Here is a 17301-nt window from a genome sequence, read left to right on the forward strand (position 1 = left end):
GTCCGAACAGCAAAAGCATTTTACAGACGGCCTTAACCCGACCATATGCCGTCTGAAACAAAAAAAACAAAAACTTACCGAGAAAAGGCAATCCAAAATGGCCATCTACCAATCCGGTGTCATTTTCAACCGAGTGGACACCCAACACCCCGACTGCTGGAAACTGGCTGCCTACGAAAGCCGAGGCGGTTATCAGGCATTGCGTAAGATTCTTTCCGGCGGTATGACGCAGACCGAAGTCATCGAGGAAATGAAAACCTCCGCCCTGCGCGGCCGCGGCGGTGCGGGCTTTCCCACAGGACTCAAATGGAGCTTTATGCCGCGTTCGTTTCCGGGCGACAAATATGTTGTCTGCAATACCGACGAGGGCGAACCGGGTACGTTCAAAGACCGCGACATCATCATGTTCAATCCGCACGCGCTGATTGAAGGCATGATTATCGCCGGTTTCGCCATGGGCGCGGGTGCGGGCTACAACTATATCCACGGCGAGATTTTCGAAGGCTACCAACGCTTTGAAGCCGCGCTGGAAGAAGCACGCAGGGCAGGTTATTTGGGCAGGAACATTTTAGGCTCGGCGTTTTCGTTCGAGCTTCATGCCCACCACGGTTACGGCGCGTACATCTGCGGCGAAGAAACCGCCTTGCTCGAATCGCTGGAAGGCAAAAAAGGCCAGCCGCGCTTCAAACCGCCGTTCCCCGCCTCCTTCGGCCTCTACGGAAAACCGACCACCATCAACAATACCGAAACCTTTGCTTCCGTTCCCTTCATTATCCGCGACAGCGGCAAAGCCTTTGCCGATTTGGGCGTGGAAAATGCCGGCGGAACCAAACTGTTTTCGATTTCCGGTCATGTCGAGCGTCCGGGCAACTATGAAATCCCGCTGGGTACGCCGTTTGCCGAACTCTTGGAAATGGCCGGCGGTATGCGTAACGGCAAAAAACTCAAAGCCGTGATTCCCGGCGGTTCGTCCGCACCGGTATTGCCTGCCGACATCATGATGGCGTGCAACATGGATTTCGACTCCATTTCCAAAGCCGGCTCCATGCTCGGTTCGGGCGCGGTGATTGTGATGGATGAAGATGTCTGTATGGTTAAGGCATTGGAACGGTTGAGTTATTTCTATTTTGAAGAGTCATGCGGACAATGCACGCCCTGCCGCGAAGGTACGGGCTGGCTCTACCGTATCGTCCACCGTATCGTACAGGGCAAAGGCCGCATGGAAGACTTGGAACTTTTGGATTCCGTCGGCAACCAAATGGCCGGCCGCACCATCTGCGCGCTCGCCGATGCCGCTGTTTTCCCCGTGCGCAGCTTTACCAAGCATTTCCGCGACGAGTTCGTGCATTACATCGAACACGGCAAACCGATGAAAGAGCATAAGTGGTGCTGACACGATAAGCCGGGTGAGCAACCCGACATCATTTCAGAACCGCCCCGCAGCGTTGGGATTCCATGCCAACCTGCACAGGTTTCATTTTCAGACGGCCTGAACCAAAAGACCCGAAAGCAAAACATGAACCGTCCCATCCGCGACCTTGATGTATTAATCAGCACCATGCAGCCGGAGCTGCACGAGGGTGTGTATTGTTTTGCAACCGTGAACGCGGCGGCTGCCGCGCAACTGAGTGCCGCCGAAATCGTGGCTTCCATTGTCGAAGCCGAAGGTTTGTCGGTGGTGGTGCGCGAAGAAACAGCATTGAAACACGGTTTATCCGCAGATTTCCGCGCCGCGCGGATTACCCTGACGGTACATTCCGACCTCGCCGCCGTGGGCCTGACCGCCGCTTTTGCCGCCGCATTGGGGCAGGCGGGCATCAGTTGCAATGTTGTCGCAGGCAACTGCCACGACCATATTTTCGTGCCATACGATACGGCGGAGCAGGCAATGGGCGTATTGCGCGCGTTGCAGCAGAATGCGGCAAAGGCCGTCTGAAAAATATTTGTACGGGTCATTTTTTCAGCCGTTCTTCGGAGGGCGGCTGTATCAGAATGAGCCGGTGTTACTTAAGTTTAACAGTGGATTCCCGCCTGCGCGGGCATGACGGCGGTTTTGAGAAAAACTTTTCAGACGGCCGCACGAAACTTTTTTAAAAAACCAAGAAACCGTAACTAGGAACGAAACCATGTTACAAATTGAAATCGACGGCAAACAGACTACGGTGGCGCAAGGTACAACCGTTATTGAAGCGGCGAACCAAGTCGGTACTTACATTCCGCACTTCTGCTACCACAAAAAGCTGTCTATCGCCGCCAACTGCCGCATGTGCTTGGTGGAAGTGGAAAAAGCCCCCAAACCGCTGCCGGCCTGTGCCACGCCGGTAACAGACGGCATGGTGGTACGCACCCGTTCGCCCAAAGCCAAAGAAGCCCAAGCGGGCGTGATGGAGTTTTTGCTGATCAACCATCCGCTGGACTGCCCGACCTGCGACCAAGGCGGCGAGTGCCAGTTGCAGGATTTGGCGGTGGGCTACGGGAAATCCGCCAGCCGCTATACCGAAGAAAAACGCGCTGTGGCAGGTAAAGACATGGGGCCGCTGGTTTCCGCAGAGGAAATGAGCCGCTGTATCCACTGTACCCGCTGCGTGCGTTTTACCGAAGAAATCGCCGGCGTGCAGGAAATCGCCATGGCAGGCCGCGGCGAACATTCCGAAATCATGCCGTTTATCGGCAAGGCAGTGGAAACCGAGCTGTCCGGCAACGTGATTGATTTGTGTCCGGTAGGCGCGCTGACCAGCAAACCCTTCCGTTTTGATGCGCGTACATGGGAATTAAACCGCCGCAAATCGGTTTCGGCACACGATTCGCTGGGTTCCAACCTTATCGTGCAAACCAAAGACCACACCGTGCGCCGCGTGCTGCCCTTGGAAAACGAAGCCATCAACGAATGCTGGCTGTCCGACCGCGACCGTTTCGCCTATGAAGGCCTGTACCATGAAAGCCGTCTGAAAAATCCGAAAATCAAGCAAGGCGGGGAATGGCAGGATGTCGATTGGAAAACCGCGCTGGAATATGTGAAAAACGCGGTGGAATGCATCGCCAAAGACGGCAACGAAGACCAAGTGGGCATTTGGGCCAATCCCATGAACACGGTGGAAGAGCTGTATCTGGCGAAAAAACTGGCCGACGGCTTGGGCATCCGCCATTTTGATACCCGGCTGCGCCAATCGGACAACCGTCTTTCAGACGGCCTTGAAGGGGCGCAATGGTTGGGGCAGAGCATTCAGGAGTTGGCGCAAAACGATGCCGTATTGGTGGTCGGTGCCAATTTGCGCAAAGAGCAGCCGCTGCTGACGGCACGTCTGCGCGGTGCCGCCCGCGAACAAATGGCATTGAGCGTTATCGGCAGCAGCAAGGAAAGCCTGCACATGAAATTGGCGGCGCAGGAAGCGGTGCATCCCGACGAATGGGCAGGCCGTCTGAAATCGCTGGCGGGAGATTTGAGCCACGGCATACCGGCCAGCCTGAAAAACGCGGAAAAAGCGGCTGTCGTATTGGGTGCGGAAGTGCAAAACCATCCGGATTATGCCGCCGTTTATGCCGCCGCCCAAGAGCTGGCCGATGCGACGGGTGCGGTGTTGGGTATTTTGCCTCAGGCAGCCAACAGCGTCGGCGCGGACTTGCTGGGCGTGAACTCGGGCAAAACAATCGCCGAAATGATTGCGGAGCCGAGACAGGCGGTATTGCTGTTTAATGTCGAGCCGGAAATCGATGTCGCCAACGGTGCGAAAGCCGTTACCGCTTTGAAACGGGCGAAAAGCGTGATGGCGTTTACCGCCTATGAAAGCGAAACCCTGCTGGACGTTTGCGACATTCTGCTGCCGGTTGCGCCGTTTACCGAAACTTCGGGCAGTCTGGTCAATATGGAAGGCCGTCTGCAATCGTTCCACGGCGTGGTTCAAGGTTACGGACAATCGCGCCCGTTGTGGAAAGTATTGCGCGTATTGGGCAATCTGTTTGATGTGCCGGGCTTTGAATACACACGCTCCGAAGAAGTATTGGCCGGGGCGTTGGACGTGCAAACCATTCCGACCCGCTTGAACAACCGCAGCAAATGGAACGGCAATATCCAGACGGCCTCAGGCCGGTTGCTGCGCGTAGGCGGTATCGGCATCTACCATACCGATGCCATCGTGCGCCGCAGTGCGCCGTTGCAGGCTACCGTCCACGCAGCCGTTCCTGCCGCCCGGGTCAACCCGCAGACATTGGCGGCACTCGGCCTCCAAAGCGGCTGCGAAGCGTGGGCGAAGCAAAACAGCGCGCGTTTCAGCGTAACCGTCGAGGCCGATCCGTCTCTGCCTCAAAATGTGGTGTACCTGCCCCTGCACAGTAAAAATGCAGGTCTGGGTGCGCTGATGAATACAATCGAACTGGCGGGAGCTTAATCATGCAGGAATGGTTCCAAACGCTGTTTGCCGCCACGCTCGGCTTGGGCGGTGTCGGCAACATCATCGGCCTGGTGGTGTCGGTAGTACTCAAAATCGTCATTATTTTGGTACCGCTGATTCTGACCGTGGCTTATCTGACTTATTTCGAGCGCAAAGTCATCGGCTATATGCAGCTCCGCGTCGGTCCGAATGTCACCGGCCCGTGGGGTTTGATTCAGCCGTTTGCCGACGTATTCAAACTTTTGTTTAAAGAAGTTACCCGTCCGAAGCTGTCAAACAAAGCCTTGTTCTACATCGGCCCCATGCTCTCGCTCGCACCCTCTTTCGCAGCGTGGGCGGTGATTCCGTTTAACGAAGAGTGGGTGCTGACCAATGTCCATGCCGGTTTGCTGTTTATCCTGATGATTACCTCGCTGTCGGTTTACGGCGTGATTATCGCGGGCTGGGCTTCCAACTCCAAATACTCGTTTTTGGGCGCGATGCGCTCTTCCGCGCAAAGCATTTCCTACGAAATCGCCATGAGCGCGGCTCTGGTGTGCGTGGTGATGGTGTCGGGCAGCATGAATTTCAACGACATCGTGGCGGCGCAGGCAACCGGTATCGCCGGCGGCTCGGTTTTCTCGTGGAACTGGCTGGCCTTGTTCCCCGTGTTTGTCGTGTACCTGATTTCCGCCGTGGCCGAAACCAACCGTGCGCCGTTTGACGTGGCGGAGGGTGAGTCCGAAATCGTTGCCGGTTTCCACGTCGAATACTCCGGCTTCGCATTCGCCCTGTTTTTCCTGGCCGAATACATTTTCATGATTCTGATTGCCGCGCTGACTTCGCTGATGTTCTTCGGCGGCTGGCTGTCGCCGTTTCCGCAAAGCTGGGGCCTGATCGGTACGCCTTCCGCGTTTTGGATGTTTGCGAAAATGGCATTTGTTTTATACGGCTATCTGTGGATTCGTGCGACTTTCCCGCGCTACCGCTACGACCAAATCATGCGCTTGGGCTGGAAAGTGTTAATCCCCATCGGTTTTGCCTGCATCGTCCTTCTGGGCGCGTGGATGATTTCGCCTTTGAGTTTGTGGTAATAATAGGAGAAGTGTAATGAAAAAAATAATTACATTGCTTTTATCTTTACCGGTAATCTGCTTTGCTGCCCCGATTGAGGACAATAATGCACTGATGAACCGAGCAGTTGATGCGTTTTTTAAAACGTATAGAGAAGCAGGAATGCTGGGAGCTGCCAATGAGATTGGTAACTGCTACAAGAGTCGAAAAAAAGATAAGTTGTATTGTCTATATTTTGATTACACCGCCCGTATTTTTGATGCCCGAATGTCAGAGGCAATGAACTTTCCTGCAACGGAGTTTTTTGATGATGAGCGGTTTGCAGAGAGGACTATTTCTAAAGTTTATTTGCCCCGTGATGTATCAATGGATGAAGCGAATCAACATTTAAGTGAACTGTACGGAAAGTTAACACAAAAAATTAGTGTGAAAATTTATACGTCGGTTCAATAAGAAACGGAAGTTGGAATGGCAAACCTAGTAAAAACCTTTCTGCTCGGCGAACTCGTCAAAGGCATGGGCGTGACGCTCAAAAACTTTTTCGCCCGCAAAGACACGATTTATTTCCCCGAAGAGAAAACGCCGCAATCGGTGCGTTTCCGCGGCCTGCACGCGCAGCGGCGGTATGCCAACGGCGAGGAACGCTGCATTGCCTGCAAGCTGTGCGAAGCGGTGTGTCCGGCGATGGCGATTAATATCGAAAGCGAAGAGCGTGAAGACGGTACGCGCCGTACTACGCGCTACGACATTGATTTGACCAAGTGCATTTTCTGCGGTTTCTGCGAAGAAGCCTGTCCGACCGATGCGATTGTGGAAACCCATATTTTCGAGTATCACGGCGAGAAAAAAGGCGATCTGCATATGACCAAACCGATTCTGCTGGCTATCGGCGATAAATACGAAGAAGAAATCGCCAAACGCAAAGCCGCTGATGCGCCGTATCGTTAAGGGAGCGGGCAAATGACTTTTTCTGCGATTTTATTTTATATTTTGGCCGCGATTGTGCTTTACGGTGCAGTCGGTACGGTGGTTTCGAAAAACCCGGTACACGCCGCCCTGCATCTGGTGCTGACTTTTTGCGTGAGCGCGATGATTTGGATGCTGATGCAGGCCGAGTTTCTCGGTCTGACTTTGGTGGTGGTGTACGTCGGTGCGGTGATGGTGCTTTTCCTGTTTGTGGTGATGATGCTGAATATCGACATCGAGGAAATGCGTGCGGGCTTTTGGCGGCATGCGCCGGTGGCCGGTATCGTCGGGGTATTGCTGGCAGTGGCGCTCATTCTGATTCTGGTTCATCCGAAGACGGACTTGGCGGCTTTCGGCCTGATGAAGGATGTTCCGGCCGACTACAACAATATCCGTGATTTGGGCCGTCAGATTTATACCACTTACTTCCTGCCGTTTGAATTGGCGGCGGTGCTGCTGCTCTTGGGTATGGTGGCGGCGATTGCGCTGGTGCACCGTAAAACCGTCAATCCGAAATACATTAATCCTGCCGACCAAGTGAAGGTCAATCCGAACGAAGGCCGTCTGCGTTTGGTGAAAATGCAGCCGGCCAAACCCCAAGCCGAACCGGAGCTTTCAGACGGCCTCAAACAGGAAGGGGAGGGCAATACATGATTACTTTGACACATTATTTGGTGTTGGGCGCACTCCTTTTCGGCATCAGTGCGATGGGCATTTTTATGAACCGCAAAAATGTTTTGGTTCTGCTGATGTCGATTGAATTGATGCTGTTGGCCGTGAATTTCAACTTTATCGCGTTTTCGCAGCATTTGGGCGATACGGCCGGCCAGATTTTCGTGTTTTTCGTGTTGACCGTGGCTGCGGCGGAATCCGCCATCGGCTTGGCCATCATGGTATTGGTGTACCGTAACCGTCAAACCATCAACGTGGCCGATTTGGACAAACTCAAGGGCTGATCGGGAGAATAAAAAGAATGAACGATATGACTTTATATTTGACGATAGCCTTGGTGCCGCTGGCAGGATCCGTGCTGGCGGGTTTGTTCGGCAACAAAATCGGCCGCGCCGGCGCGCATACGGTTACGATTTTGGGCGTGGCCGTATCGGCGGTATTGTCGGCTTATGTGCTGTGGGGCTTTATCAGCGGCACGCGTACCAAGTTTGACGAAAATGTCTATACATGGCTCACCATGGGCGGCTTGGATTTTTCCGTCGGCTTTTTGGTGGACAGCCTGACCGCGATGATGATGGTGGTGGTGACTTTCGTGTCGCTGATGGTGCATATCTACACCATCGGTTATATGCACGATGAAAAAACCGGCTACCAACGCTTCTTCAGCTATATTTCCCTGTTTACCTTCTCCATGCTGATGCTGGTGATGAGCAACAACTTTATCCAGCTCTTCTTCGGCTGGGAGGCGGTAGGATTGGTTTCGTATCTGCTGATCGGTTTCTATTTCAAACGGGAGAGCGCGATTTTCGCCAACCTGAAAGCCTTCTTGATGAACCGCGTCGGCGACTTCGGCTTCCTGCTGGGCATCGGCTTGGTACTGGCGTATTTCGGCGGCAGTTTGCGCTATGCCGATGTGTTTGCCTATCTGCCGAATCTTCAGACGGCCACAATCCAATTATTCCCCGGTGCGGAATGGTCTTTGCTGACCGTAACCGCCATTTTGCTGTTTGTCGGCGCAATGGGTAAATCGGCACAATTTCCGCTGCACGCCTGGCTGCCGGATTCCATGGAAGGCCCGACACCGATTTCCGCATTGATTCACGCGGCAACCATGGTAACAGCAGGCCTGTTTATGGTATCGCGTATGTCGCCGATTTACGAAATGAGCGATACCGCCCTGAGCTTTATCATGGTGGTCGGTGCCATTACCGCGCTGTTTATGGGCTTTTTGGGCGTGATTCAAAACGACATCAAGCGCGTGGTGGCGTACTCTACGTTATCGCAACTAGGTTACATGACCGTGGCACTGGGCGCGTCTGCCTACTCCGTCGCCATGTTCCATGTGATGACCCACGCTTTCTTTAAAGCCCTGCTGTTCTTGGCTGCGGGCAGTGCCATTATCGGCATGCACCACGACCAAGACATGCGCCGCATGGGTAATCTGAAAAAATACATGCCGATTACATGGCTGACCATGCTGCTGGGTAATCTTGCCCTGATCGGTACGCCGTTTTTCTCCGGTTTTTATTCCAAAGATTCGATTATCGAAGCAGCGCACGCCAGCACGCTCCCGGGCAGCGGCTTTGCCTACTTTGCCGTACTTGCCAGCGTATTCGTGACCGCGTTTTACGCCTTCCGTCAATATTTTATGGTGTTCCACGGCGAAGAGAAATGGCGCAAGCTGCCTGAGCACCACGACGGCCGTCACGGCGGTGAAGAGCATCACGGCTTGGGTAAAAACGACAATCCGCACGAAAGCCCGCCGGTGGTTACCCTGCCGCTGGTTCTGCTGGCCGTTCCTTCCGTGATTATCGGCTATATCGCCATTGAACCCATGCTTTACGGCGACTTCTTCAAAGACGTGATTTTTGTGAATGCCGCCGCGCATCCGACTATGGAAATCATGCGTGAGGAATTCCACGGGCCGCTGGCCATGGTGGCGCACAGCTTCTCCACGCCGGTGCTGTATCTGGCGGTTGCCGGTGTCGTTGCCGCGTGGTTCCTGTATGTGAAAGCACCGCACCTGCCGGCCAAAATTGCCGCCGCGTTCAGCCCCGTGTATAAGCTTTTGGACAACAAATACTTCATCGATGCGGTTTACTTCAATGTCTTTGCCAAAGGTTCGCAGGCATTGGGACGCTTCTTTTGGAAAGTCGGCGACGTGGCCGTTATCGACAACGGTATCGTCAACAACTCCGCCAAGCTGGTCGGCTCCTTGGCCGCCCAAGTACGCAAAATGCAGACCGGCTTTATCTATACCTATGCCGCCGCCATGGTGTTCGGCGTATTGGTACTGATCGGCATGACCTTCTGGGGGCTGTTTGCCTAAAAGCATTTTACAGACGGCCTCTGCTACCCGAAGGCCGTCTGTAAAAACACAATTCAATATTCGGATGATGAATTATGTCAGATAACTTACTGAGCTTAGCAATATGGGTGCCGATTGTATCGGGCCTGCTGGTGCTGGCTACCGGCAACGACAGCCGCGCACCTTTGGCGCGGGTGCTTGCGCTAATCGGCGCATTGGCGGGCTTTTTGGTCACGCTGCCCCTCTTTACCCGGTTTGACCGTTTGAGCGGCGGCTACCAATTTACCGAGTTTCACGAGTGGATTCCGCTCCTGAAAATCAACTACGCGCTCGGCGTGGACGGTATTTCGGTATTGTTCATTATTTTGAACGCGTTTGTCACCGTGATGGTGGTGGCGGCAGGCTGGGAAGTGATTCGGAAGAAAACCGCGCAATATATGGCGGCTTTCCTGATTATGTCCGGTTTGATTAACGGCGCGTTTGCCGCACAGGATGCCTTGCTGTTTTATGTGTTCTTCGAGGGTATGCTGATTCCGCTTTATCTGATTATCGGCGTATGGGGCGGCCCGCGCCGCGTTTATGCGTCGGTCAAGCTGTTTCTTTATACCTTGTTCGGCTCGCTGCTGATGCTGGTGGCACTGGTATACCTGTCGTATCAGGCCGGCGGCAGCTTTTCGATTGTGGATTTCCAAAACATCAAACACATTCCGTTGGGCGTGCAGCAATTATTGTTTGCGGCGTTTTTCCTGTCGTTTGCGGTGAAAGTGCCGATGTTTCCGGTACACACTTGGCTGCCGGACGCGCACGTTGAGGCTCCGACCGGCGGTTCGATGGTTTTGGCCGCGATTACGCTGAAACTCGGCGCATACGGCTTCCTGCGCTTTATCCTGCCGATTGTGCCCGACGCATCGCGCTACTTCGCGCCGGCCGTCATCGTATTAAGCCTGATTGCCGTGATTTACATCGGCATGGTGGCATTGGTGCAAACCGACATGAAAAAGCTGGTGGCTTATTCCTCCATCAGCCACATGGGGTTCGTGACTTTGGGCATGTTCCTGTTTTTAGACGGCAGTCTGAACGATTGGGCGTTGAAAGGCGCGATTATCCAAATGATTTCGCACGGTTTCGTTTCCGCCGCCATGTTTATGTGTATCGGCGTGATGTATGACCGGCTGCACTCGCGCAATATTGCCGACTACGGCGGTGTGGTCAACGTGATGCCGAAATTCGCCGCTTTTATGATGCTCTTCGGTATGGCCAATGCCGGTTTGCCCGCAACATCAGGCTTTGTCGGCGAATTTATGGTGATTATGGGCGCGGTGGAAGTGAATTTCTGGATTGGCGCATTGGCTGCGCTGACGCTGATTTACGGCGCATCTTATACTTTGTGGATGTACAAACGCGTGATTTTCGGCGCGGTGTCCAATCCGCATGTCGGCGAAATGAAAGACATCAATTGCCGCGAATTTGCCGTTTTGGCGGTTTTGGCGGCAGCCGTATTGGGCATGGGCCTGTACCCCCAAGCCTTTATCGAAGTGGTGCATCAGGCGGCAAACGATCTGATTGCCCAAGTGGCGCAAAGCAAGATTTGAGGTGTGCGAATGAACTGGACTGATTTGAATTTAATTCCCGCTATGCCTGAAATCGTGCTGCTGGCGTTATTGAGCGTGATTTTGCTGGCCGACTTGTGGATTAGCGACAGCAAGCGTTACCTCACCCACACCATGAGCCTGCTGGCGGTGGCCGTGGTAACGCTGACCCAGCTTGCCGTATGGGAGCAGGGCAGCGTGTCGGCTTTCAACGGCATGTATATTGCAGACGGCATGTCGCGTCTGGCGAAACTGGTGCTGTATGCGCTGACTTTCGGCCTGTTTGTTTACAGCAAGCCGTATAACCGGGCGCGCAATATGTTTAACGGCGAATTTTACACCTTGTCGCTGTTTGCCCTGTTGGGCATGAGCGTGATGGTGAGCGCGGTGCATTTTCTGACCGCCTATATCGGTTTGGAACTGCTGTCGCTGGCACTCTACGCCATGATTGCCTTGCGCCGCGATTCGGCGCGCGCGGCCGAAGCGGCTCTGAAATATTTCGTGCTCGGCGCATTGGCCTCGGGCTTGCTGCTTTACGGTATTTCCATGGTATACGGCGCAACCGGCTCGTTGGAATTCGCCACCGTATTGGCAACCGCTTTCGACGAGCAATCCAACGAATGGCTGCTGAAACTCGGCTTGGTGTTTATCGTTGTTGCCGTGGCATTCAAACTCGGAGCCGTACCCTTCCACATGTGGGTGCCCGATGTGTACCACGGCGCACCGATGTCCGTTACCGCCATGGTCGGCACCGCCCCGAAAATCGCCGCTGTTGTCTTTGCCTTCCGCATTTTGGTAACCGGCTTGGGCACAACCTTTGAAGACTGGTCGCCGATGTTGGCTGTTTTGGCCGTGGCTTCCCTGATTGTCGGCAACCTTGCCGCCATCATGCAGACCAATGTCAAGCGCATGCTGGCCTATTCCACCATCTCCCATATGGGCTTTATCCTGCTGGCGTTTATGGCGGGTGCCGTCGGTTTTGCCGCCGGCCTGTATTACGCCATTACCTACGCCATTATGGGCGCGGTCGGCTTCGGCGTATTGATGGTATTGTCAACCGAAACCGTCGAATGCGAAGAAATCAGCGATTTGGCCGGTTTGAACCAACGCCATTCCTGGTATGCGTTTTTAATGCTGCTGGCGATGTTCTCAATGGCAGGCATTCCGCCGCTGATGGGCTTCTACGCCAAGTTCGGCGTGATTAAAGCCTTACTGTCGCAAGGTCATGTATGGTTGTCGGTATTTGCCGTCGTAATGTCGCTGATTGGCGCGTTTTACTACCTGCGCGTCGTCAAAGCCATGTACTTCGACGATGCCGGACACGACCGGCCGGTCGGCGGCAACTACGCCGTCAAGTTTGCCCTGAGCGTCAACGCCCTGTTGCTGGTTTTGTGGGGCGTGATGCCGCAAACCGTTATCGACTGGTGCGCGGCGGCGTTGAACAACACCTTGTAAGTTCCGCCAAAGCAGACGGCAGCCCCCACAAAGGCTGCCGTCTGCTTTTTAAGCAGGACATAAGAAGATTTGAACGGTTTTAGCCGCATGATATAATTTACGGCTATTGGACACAGAATGATACGCCCTCTCCGCGCCTTGCTTAAAAAGGAGCGGGTTGAACGGCCGAAGCAGCAAGTTTGCCGCTCCGCATTGCCGGCAGTTTCGCTGCTTTGTATCATTCCGTGTAATCCGACTGTCCGAACAGTTATTTGATTATGCAGACGGCCTTGCCGCACAAACCGCCTGATGGGAAACAAAACATGACCGAATCCGCCCGTTTCAATACCAACGGCCCAAAAATCGGCTTAAGTGTCCGACTTGCTGAAACTCCGCAAGAAATTGAAGCCGCGCAACGCCTGCGCTATCGGGTATTTGCCGAAGAACTCGGTGCCGACATCCAAAGCGAAGACGGGCGGGATACCGATCGTTACGATGAGCATTGCAGCCACCTGTTGGCTTTTGATGAGGCAACAGGGGAAATCATCGGTTGTTACCGTTTGTTGACGGCAGAGGGCGCACAAAAAGTCGGCGGCTGGTACAGTGCCGGAGAGTTTGACTTATCGCCCTTGGCAGACATATTGCCGCAGACTGTCGAGCTGGGCAGAGCCTGTATCCACCCGGATTACCGCCACGGCGGGTTGATTATGCTGTTGTGGACAGGTCTGATGAAGTTTATGAAAGAGCACAACCTGCGTTTTATGATTGGCTGCGGCAGCATCAGCACCGCCGACGGAGGCCATGAAGCAGCAGGGCTGTACCACGTTTTGAAACAAAAATACCTCGCGCCCGAACAATGGCGCGTTACCCCGCTCAATCCGATGAAATGGGGCGAACTCACGCCGGCAGAAAAACCGGAATGCCCGGCGTTGATTAAAGGCTATCTGAAAGCCGGCGCATGGTTTTGCGGCGAGCCTTGTGTGGACGAAGCCTTTAATTGTGCCGATATTCTGATTATGATGGACATCTCGCAACTCAGCGACCGTTACCTGCAACGATTTGCCCCCACTATTTGACGCGTGTCTGTTTTCACGTTACACAGTGATGCTGCCGTCTGCTGCACATGATGCAACGGCGGCATAACCGATTTTCCGAACACCAATCCATCTATAATCGTTCCGTCGGTTTGCTGCGGCGTTCCCGCATCTTGCAGCGCACGGAACGGTGGCAATATAAACCGAACAAAAGCCGTATTTTACAGACGGCATAACAGCCTGTCCCATGACCATATTACGCCTGACTTACCGCTTGATATTGATAGCCGTCTGCATTTTTTACGGCATGGCGGAAATGTTTTTCCTGTTTCCTGTCTATTCCAAACAGCGTAAACTGCGCGCCATACAACTTTGGTCGCGTCGGGTGCTGGCTGCCTGCGGTATGGAGCTGTCTGTTTACGGCACGCTGCCGTCTCAGGGTGTCGGCAGCATGATTATCGCCAACCATATCTCATGGCTCGACATCATGGCGGTTAATGCAGCCTTCCCCAACCGTTTCGTTGCCAAAGACGACGTTGCCAAATGGCCGTTGGTCGGCTATCTCGCCACCCAAGCACAAACCGTTTATGTTGCCCGCAACAAAGGCAGCAGCGGCAACAGCGATAAGCTGCGTACCGTAACCGACGCGCTGAAAAACGGCGATACCGTTACCCTGTTTCCAGAGGGAACGAGTTCCGAAGGGCGCAGTATACTGCCTTTCAAAACCAGCTTTTTCCAAGCCGCATTTGAGGCGCGGACACCCTTGATACCCGTTCTCTGCCGTTATCCTAATCCCGACGGCAGCAGTCCCAATCCGGCCGCCGCTTACTATGGCGACATCAGTTTGGTGCAGTCGATCAAAATGATTTGCAGCCGGCGAAGCAGCAAGGTCGAACTGCATTTTCTGCCGCCCGTCCTGCCGGAAGGAGACCGCCGGCAATGCGCCCAAGCTGTCCGAACCGCGTTGGAGCGCAAACAGCGCGCATTGGGCTGAAACATACACGAAAGGCCGTCTGCAAAATACCCCGTGGTTTTGCAGACGGCCTTTTCAGTATTCAGACCGAAACACGGCATATTTTATCGCTACACAGCCCAAGATGTTGTGTATGGTTCTTTTCGGAATCTGACCCAACTCAAAAATATCACTAAAATAAAAACCGAGGGTATGACATTGAGTTAAAATATCGTACTTCACAGACCGAAAACGGAGCAAATATGCTGTCCCTCTTAAAATCCAAGCCCGGCAAACCGGTGCCCGAAGCCGAGGTGCTGGAACGCTACAACCGGCTGCGCTGGCACGCGCTGTTCGGGATTTTTATCGGCTACGCCGCGTATTACATTCTGCGTAACAACTTTCTGCTTTCATCGCCCGAGCTGATTGCCGAATTCGGCTTTACCAAAAAAGACATCGGCTTTATTTCCGGCACCATGCTGATTGTGTACGGCATCAGCAAAGGCGTGATGTCCGCACTGGCCGACAAATCCAACCCCAAACACTTCATGATTTTCGGTTTGGTCATGTCCGCGCTGGTCAACCTGATGATGGGCTTTTCCGCCTCGTTTTGGATTTTCCTGCTGCTGTGCATCCTGAACGGTATTTTCCAAGGCATGGGCGCAGGGCCGGCCTATGTGGTTTTGGCAAGCTGGTTTCCCCGCAAATCCCGCGGCGTCACCACAGCGTTTTTCAATGTATCGCACAATGTCGGCGGCGGCCTGATTGCCCCGATTTCCGGTGCGGCAGTGGCATGGTTGGGCACGGAACACTGGCAGGCGGCGCATTTTATCGTACCTTGCGCGATTGCAGCAGTGGTTGCCGTCATCGTGTATGTGTTCGGCGCAGGACGCACCTACAACGAAGGCCTGCCGCCGATGAACCAGATTCTGCACAACCAGAACGAAGAACTGGTGGTAACGAAGCAGGAAAACATAGATTTGACGACTTGGCAGATTTTCAAAGAATACATCGTTAAAGACATCAATGTCTGGTTCGTATCGTTTATCGACGTGTTTACCTACATGATCCGCTTCGGCGTACTGACTTGGCTGCCGCTTTATCTTTTGGAAACCAAAGGTTTCACCAAAGGCCAGATGGCGGCGGCGTTTGCCATTTTCGAATGGGCGGCGATTCCCTCCACGCTGCTGGCGGGCTGGGTAACGGACACTTATTTCAAAGGCAAACGCATGCCGCTGTCGATGATAACGCTGGTGGGCGTGGGCATCGCGATTTTCGCCTACTGGGGCGGCAGCGACTTGCTGACGGTAACCATCGGTGCGGGCGTGGTCGGCTGCCTGATTTATGTACCGATGTTTTTGTCTTCGCTGCAAACCATCGAACTCGTTCCCTCCTTTGCCGCCGGATCCGCCACCGGCCTGCGCGGTCTGCTCAGCTACGTTTTAGGCAGCTTCTCCGGCACCGCACTGTTCGGCATTCTCGCCGAACGCTACGGCTGGGACGCGGGTTTCTACCTGCTGCTGTTTGCCGTTGTTGCGTGTATCTTCTGCTGCTACATGACCCACCGCGGCGTGATGAAGCTGGAACGTAAAAAACAAGAAGCCGCAAACCAAGCGTAGTGATTTCTAAATCATAGCAAAGGCCGTCTGCAAAACAATTTGCAGACGGCCTTTTTGGGATTCGTACAACGAAAAACAGGCGTGCAGCGTGTATTGTGCGGTACGCATACGGATTTCGATGGTTGGGAATGGAAATGCGGAAAATATATAGTCGAATAAAATAAGAATGAGACAAGGCAGCGAAGCCGCAGACAGTACACATAGTACGGCAAGGCAAAGCAACGCTGTATCATTCTTATTTTAAATGACTATAGTTGGAGAACACAAAATGAAATAAGACAGTAAGGTTCGGCAGACTTGCCGCTTCGAAAGTTTACTCAAACCCTTCCCCGAATCAGGTGTAAATATAATATATCACTTTGATTTTAATGATTAAAAATAAATAATGCCGTCTGCAAAATATGGTTTTCAGACGGCATGAATCGGATAAAGTGCGTGCGCGGCTTATGTCGTTCCGATGCTCGCCACACTTTTTTTGTCGGACTCGGGTTGATACAGAAAAACGGCAATACAGAATAAAACCGGCAACACCATTTCGGTAGATTCCTCCAGAGACCGGATAACCGCCTCCGAGCGTTCGGAAAGCGTAATGTCGAATAATTTGTTTAATTGCGCATTCAGGCGGTCGGCAAACTTGCTTGCCGCCAGCAATATCAAAGCCAAAACAGTATAACCATATGCCGCCTGCCATGAACGTGGCGATTGGCGCAGATGTTTGAGAAAGGTTCTGCCCAAATAAAATACCAAAAATAATAAAAACAGAATAATTGCGATACCGGCCAGCTTATCGGATAAAGGAATGAAGCCGCTGCGGTAGAAATGGATTTTTAAAAAGCTCATATCGGATAAAGACTTGTGCAAATCCATTTCGCGCAAACCAAACAATACCGCTGCGGCAGCCGCCGCCAAGCGGATTGGAACGGTAAAACGGCCGCACAGACACACAACCGCCAATAAAAACCACAAACAGGTGCTGAAGATTTCAAAAGTGCCCGATTCGCCGAATAAGAAATCAACCAAATCCAGCGGCGCAAAAACCGCAATATGCAAAACCGCCGCCCAATAGACAAACAGTAATAAAGTGCTGATTAAAAAATGACGGGATACACTCATGACCGGCTTCAATACATTCAAGAATGTATGTAATTTTATACCAATATAGGCAGCAGGTGTTAACTTTTATAAAAATGCGGCATTAGGAACATTTCGGATACCTTTCAAATTTCCAAAATAATCCTTAACAAACAGAATCTTACTCTATTTACTCATGCCATGATGAAATGCCG

Annotated in this window: 15 protein-coding genes; 14 read left to right on the forward strand and 1 reads right to left on the reverse strand. The window is 53.1% G+C overall.

Features of this window, described 5'->3' with window-relative positions; genetic code table 11:
- The first annotated feature begins 97 nt into the window (after nucleotides 1-97).
- The 14 genes from nuoF to EL111_RS01380 all read left to right on the forward strand — a co-directional run bounded on the left by nuoF (nucleotide 98) and on the right by EL111_RS01380 (nucleotide 16015).
- Nucleotides 98-1393, forward strand: a complete 1296-nt coding sequence (gene nuoF / locus EL111_RS01315) for an NADH-quinone oxidoreductase subunit NuoF (protein ID WP_123795233.1) — start codon at nucleotides 98-100, stop codon at nucleotides 1391-1393.
- Between the two features lie 123 nt (nucleotides 1394-1516).
- Complete coding sequence (locus tag EL111_RS01320; protein WP_123795234.1) at nucleotides 1517-1936, forward strand: ACT domain-containing protein; 420 nt, start codon at nucleotides 1517-1519, stop codon at nucleotides 1934-1936.
- Nucleotides 1937-2126: 190 nt separating this feature from the next.
- Entirely contained in the window at nucleotides 2127-4385 is a 2259-nt protein-coding gene (nuoG, locus tag EL111_RS01325) for an NADH-quinone oxidoreductase subunit NuoG (RefSeq protein WP_123795235.1), read from the forward strand.
- A gap of 2 nt (nucleotides 4386-4387) precedes the next feature.
- Nucleotides 4388-5461 carry an NADH-quinone oxidoreductase subunit NuoH gene (gene nuoH, locus EL111_RS01330; RefSeq protein WP_123795236.1) on the forward strand — a complete coding sequence of 358 codons (1074 nt, stop codon included), beginning with the start codon at nucleotides 4388-4390 and terminating at the stop codon, nucleotides 5459-5461.
- A gap of 16 nt (nucleotides 5462-5477) precedes the next feature.
- Complete coding sequence (locus tag EL111_RS01335; RefSeq protein ID WP_197717765.1) at nucleotides 5478-5894, forward strand: hypothetical protein; 417 nt, start codon at nucleotides 5478-5480, stop codon at nucleotides 5892-5894.
- A gap of 15 nt (nucleotides 5895-5909) precedes the next feature.
- Entirely contained in the window at nucleotides 5910-6389 is a 480-nt protein-coding gene (gene nuoI, locus EL111_RS01340; protein WP_123795237.1) for an NADH-quinone oxidoreductase subunit NuoI, read from the forward strand.
- Nucleotides 6390-6401: 12 nt separating this feature from the next.
- Nucleotides 6402-7061 carry an NADH-quinone oxidoreductase subunit J gene (locus tag EL111_RS01345; RefSeq protein WP_123795238.1) on the forward strand — a complete coding sequence of 220 codons (660 nt, stop codon included), beginning with the start codon at nucleotides 6402-6404 and terminating at the stop codon, nucleotides 7059-7061.
- Complete coding sequence (gene nuoK / locus EL111_RS01350; protein WP_095503504.1) at nucleotides 7058-7363, forward strand: NADH-quinone oxidoreductase subunit NuoK; 306 nt, start codon at nucleotides 7058-7060, stop codon at nucleotides 7361-7363. The genes EL111_RS01345 and nuoK overlap by 4 nt, the downstream gene beginning before the upstream one ends.
- 17 nt (nucleotides 7364-7380) lie before the next feature.
- On the forward strand, nucleotides 7381-9408 hold the full coding sequence (gene nuoL, locus EL111_RS01355) for an NADH-quinone oxidoreductase subunit L (RefSeq protein ID WP_123795239.1): 2028 nt from the start codon (nucleotides 7381-7383) through the stop codon (nucleotides 9406-9408).
- 71 nt (nucleotides 9409-9479) lie between these two features.
- The gene (locus EL111_RS01360) at nucleotides 9480-10979 is read left to right on the forward strand and encodes an NADH-quinone oxidoreductase subunit M (protein WP_123795240.1); all 1500 of its coding nucleotides are present in this window, start codon (nucleotides 9480-9482) and stop codon (nucleotides 10977-10979) included.
- A 9-nt stretch (nucleotides 10980-10988) separates the two neighbouring features.
- Complete coding sequence (gene nuoN / locus EL111_RS01365; RefSeq protein ID WP_123795241.1) at nucleotides 10989-12431, forward strand: NADH-quinone oxidoreductase subunit NuoN; 1443 nt, start codon at nucleotides 10989-10991, stop codon at nucleotides 12429-12431.
- 302 nt (nucleotides 12432-12733) lie between these two features.
- Nucleotides 12734-13486: a GNAT family N-acetyltransferase gene (locus EL111_RS01370; RefSeq protein ID WP_123795242.1), complete on the forward strand. Its 753-nt coding sequence runs from the start codon at nucleotides 12734-12736 to the stop codon at nucleotides 13484-13486.
- A 205-nt stretch (nucleotides 13487-13691) separates the two neighbouring features.
- Complete coding sequence (locus tag EL111_RS01375) at nucleotides 13692-14438, forward strand: lysophospholipid acyltransferase family protein (RefSeq protein ID WP_123795243.1); 747 nt, start codon at nucleotides 13692-13694, stop codon at nucleotides 14436-14438.
- 221 nt (nucleotides 14439-14659) lie between these two features.
- The gene (locus EL111_RS01380; RefSeq protein ID WP_123795244.1) at nucleotides 14660-16015 is read left to right on the forward strand and encodes an MFS transporter; all 1356 of its coding nucleotides are present in this window, start codon (nucleotides 14660-14662) and stop codon (nucleotides 16013-16015) included.
- Nucleotides 16016-16459: 444 nt separating this feature from the next.
- On the opposite strand, the gene EL111_RS01385 is transcribed toward EL111_RS01380, so the two are convergent.
- Nucleotides 16460-17128, reverse strand: a complete 669-nt coding sequence (locus tag EL111_RS01385; RefSeq protein WP_123795245.1) for a hypothetical protein — start codon at nucleotides 17126-17128, stop codon at nucleotides 16460-16462.
- Between the last annotated feature and the right edge of the window lie 173 nt (nucleotides 17129-17301).

This window comes from Neisseria animalis (assembly GCF_900636515.1).
Taxonomy (GTDB): Bacteria; Pseudomonadota; Gammaproteobacteria; order Burkholderiales; family Neisseriaceae; genus Neisseria; species Neisseria animalis.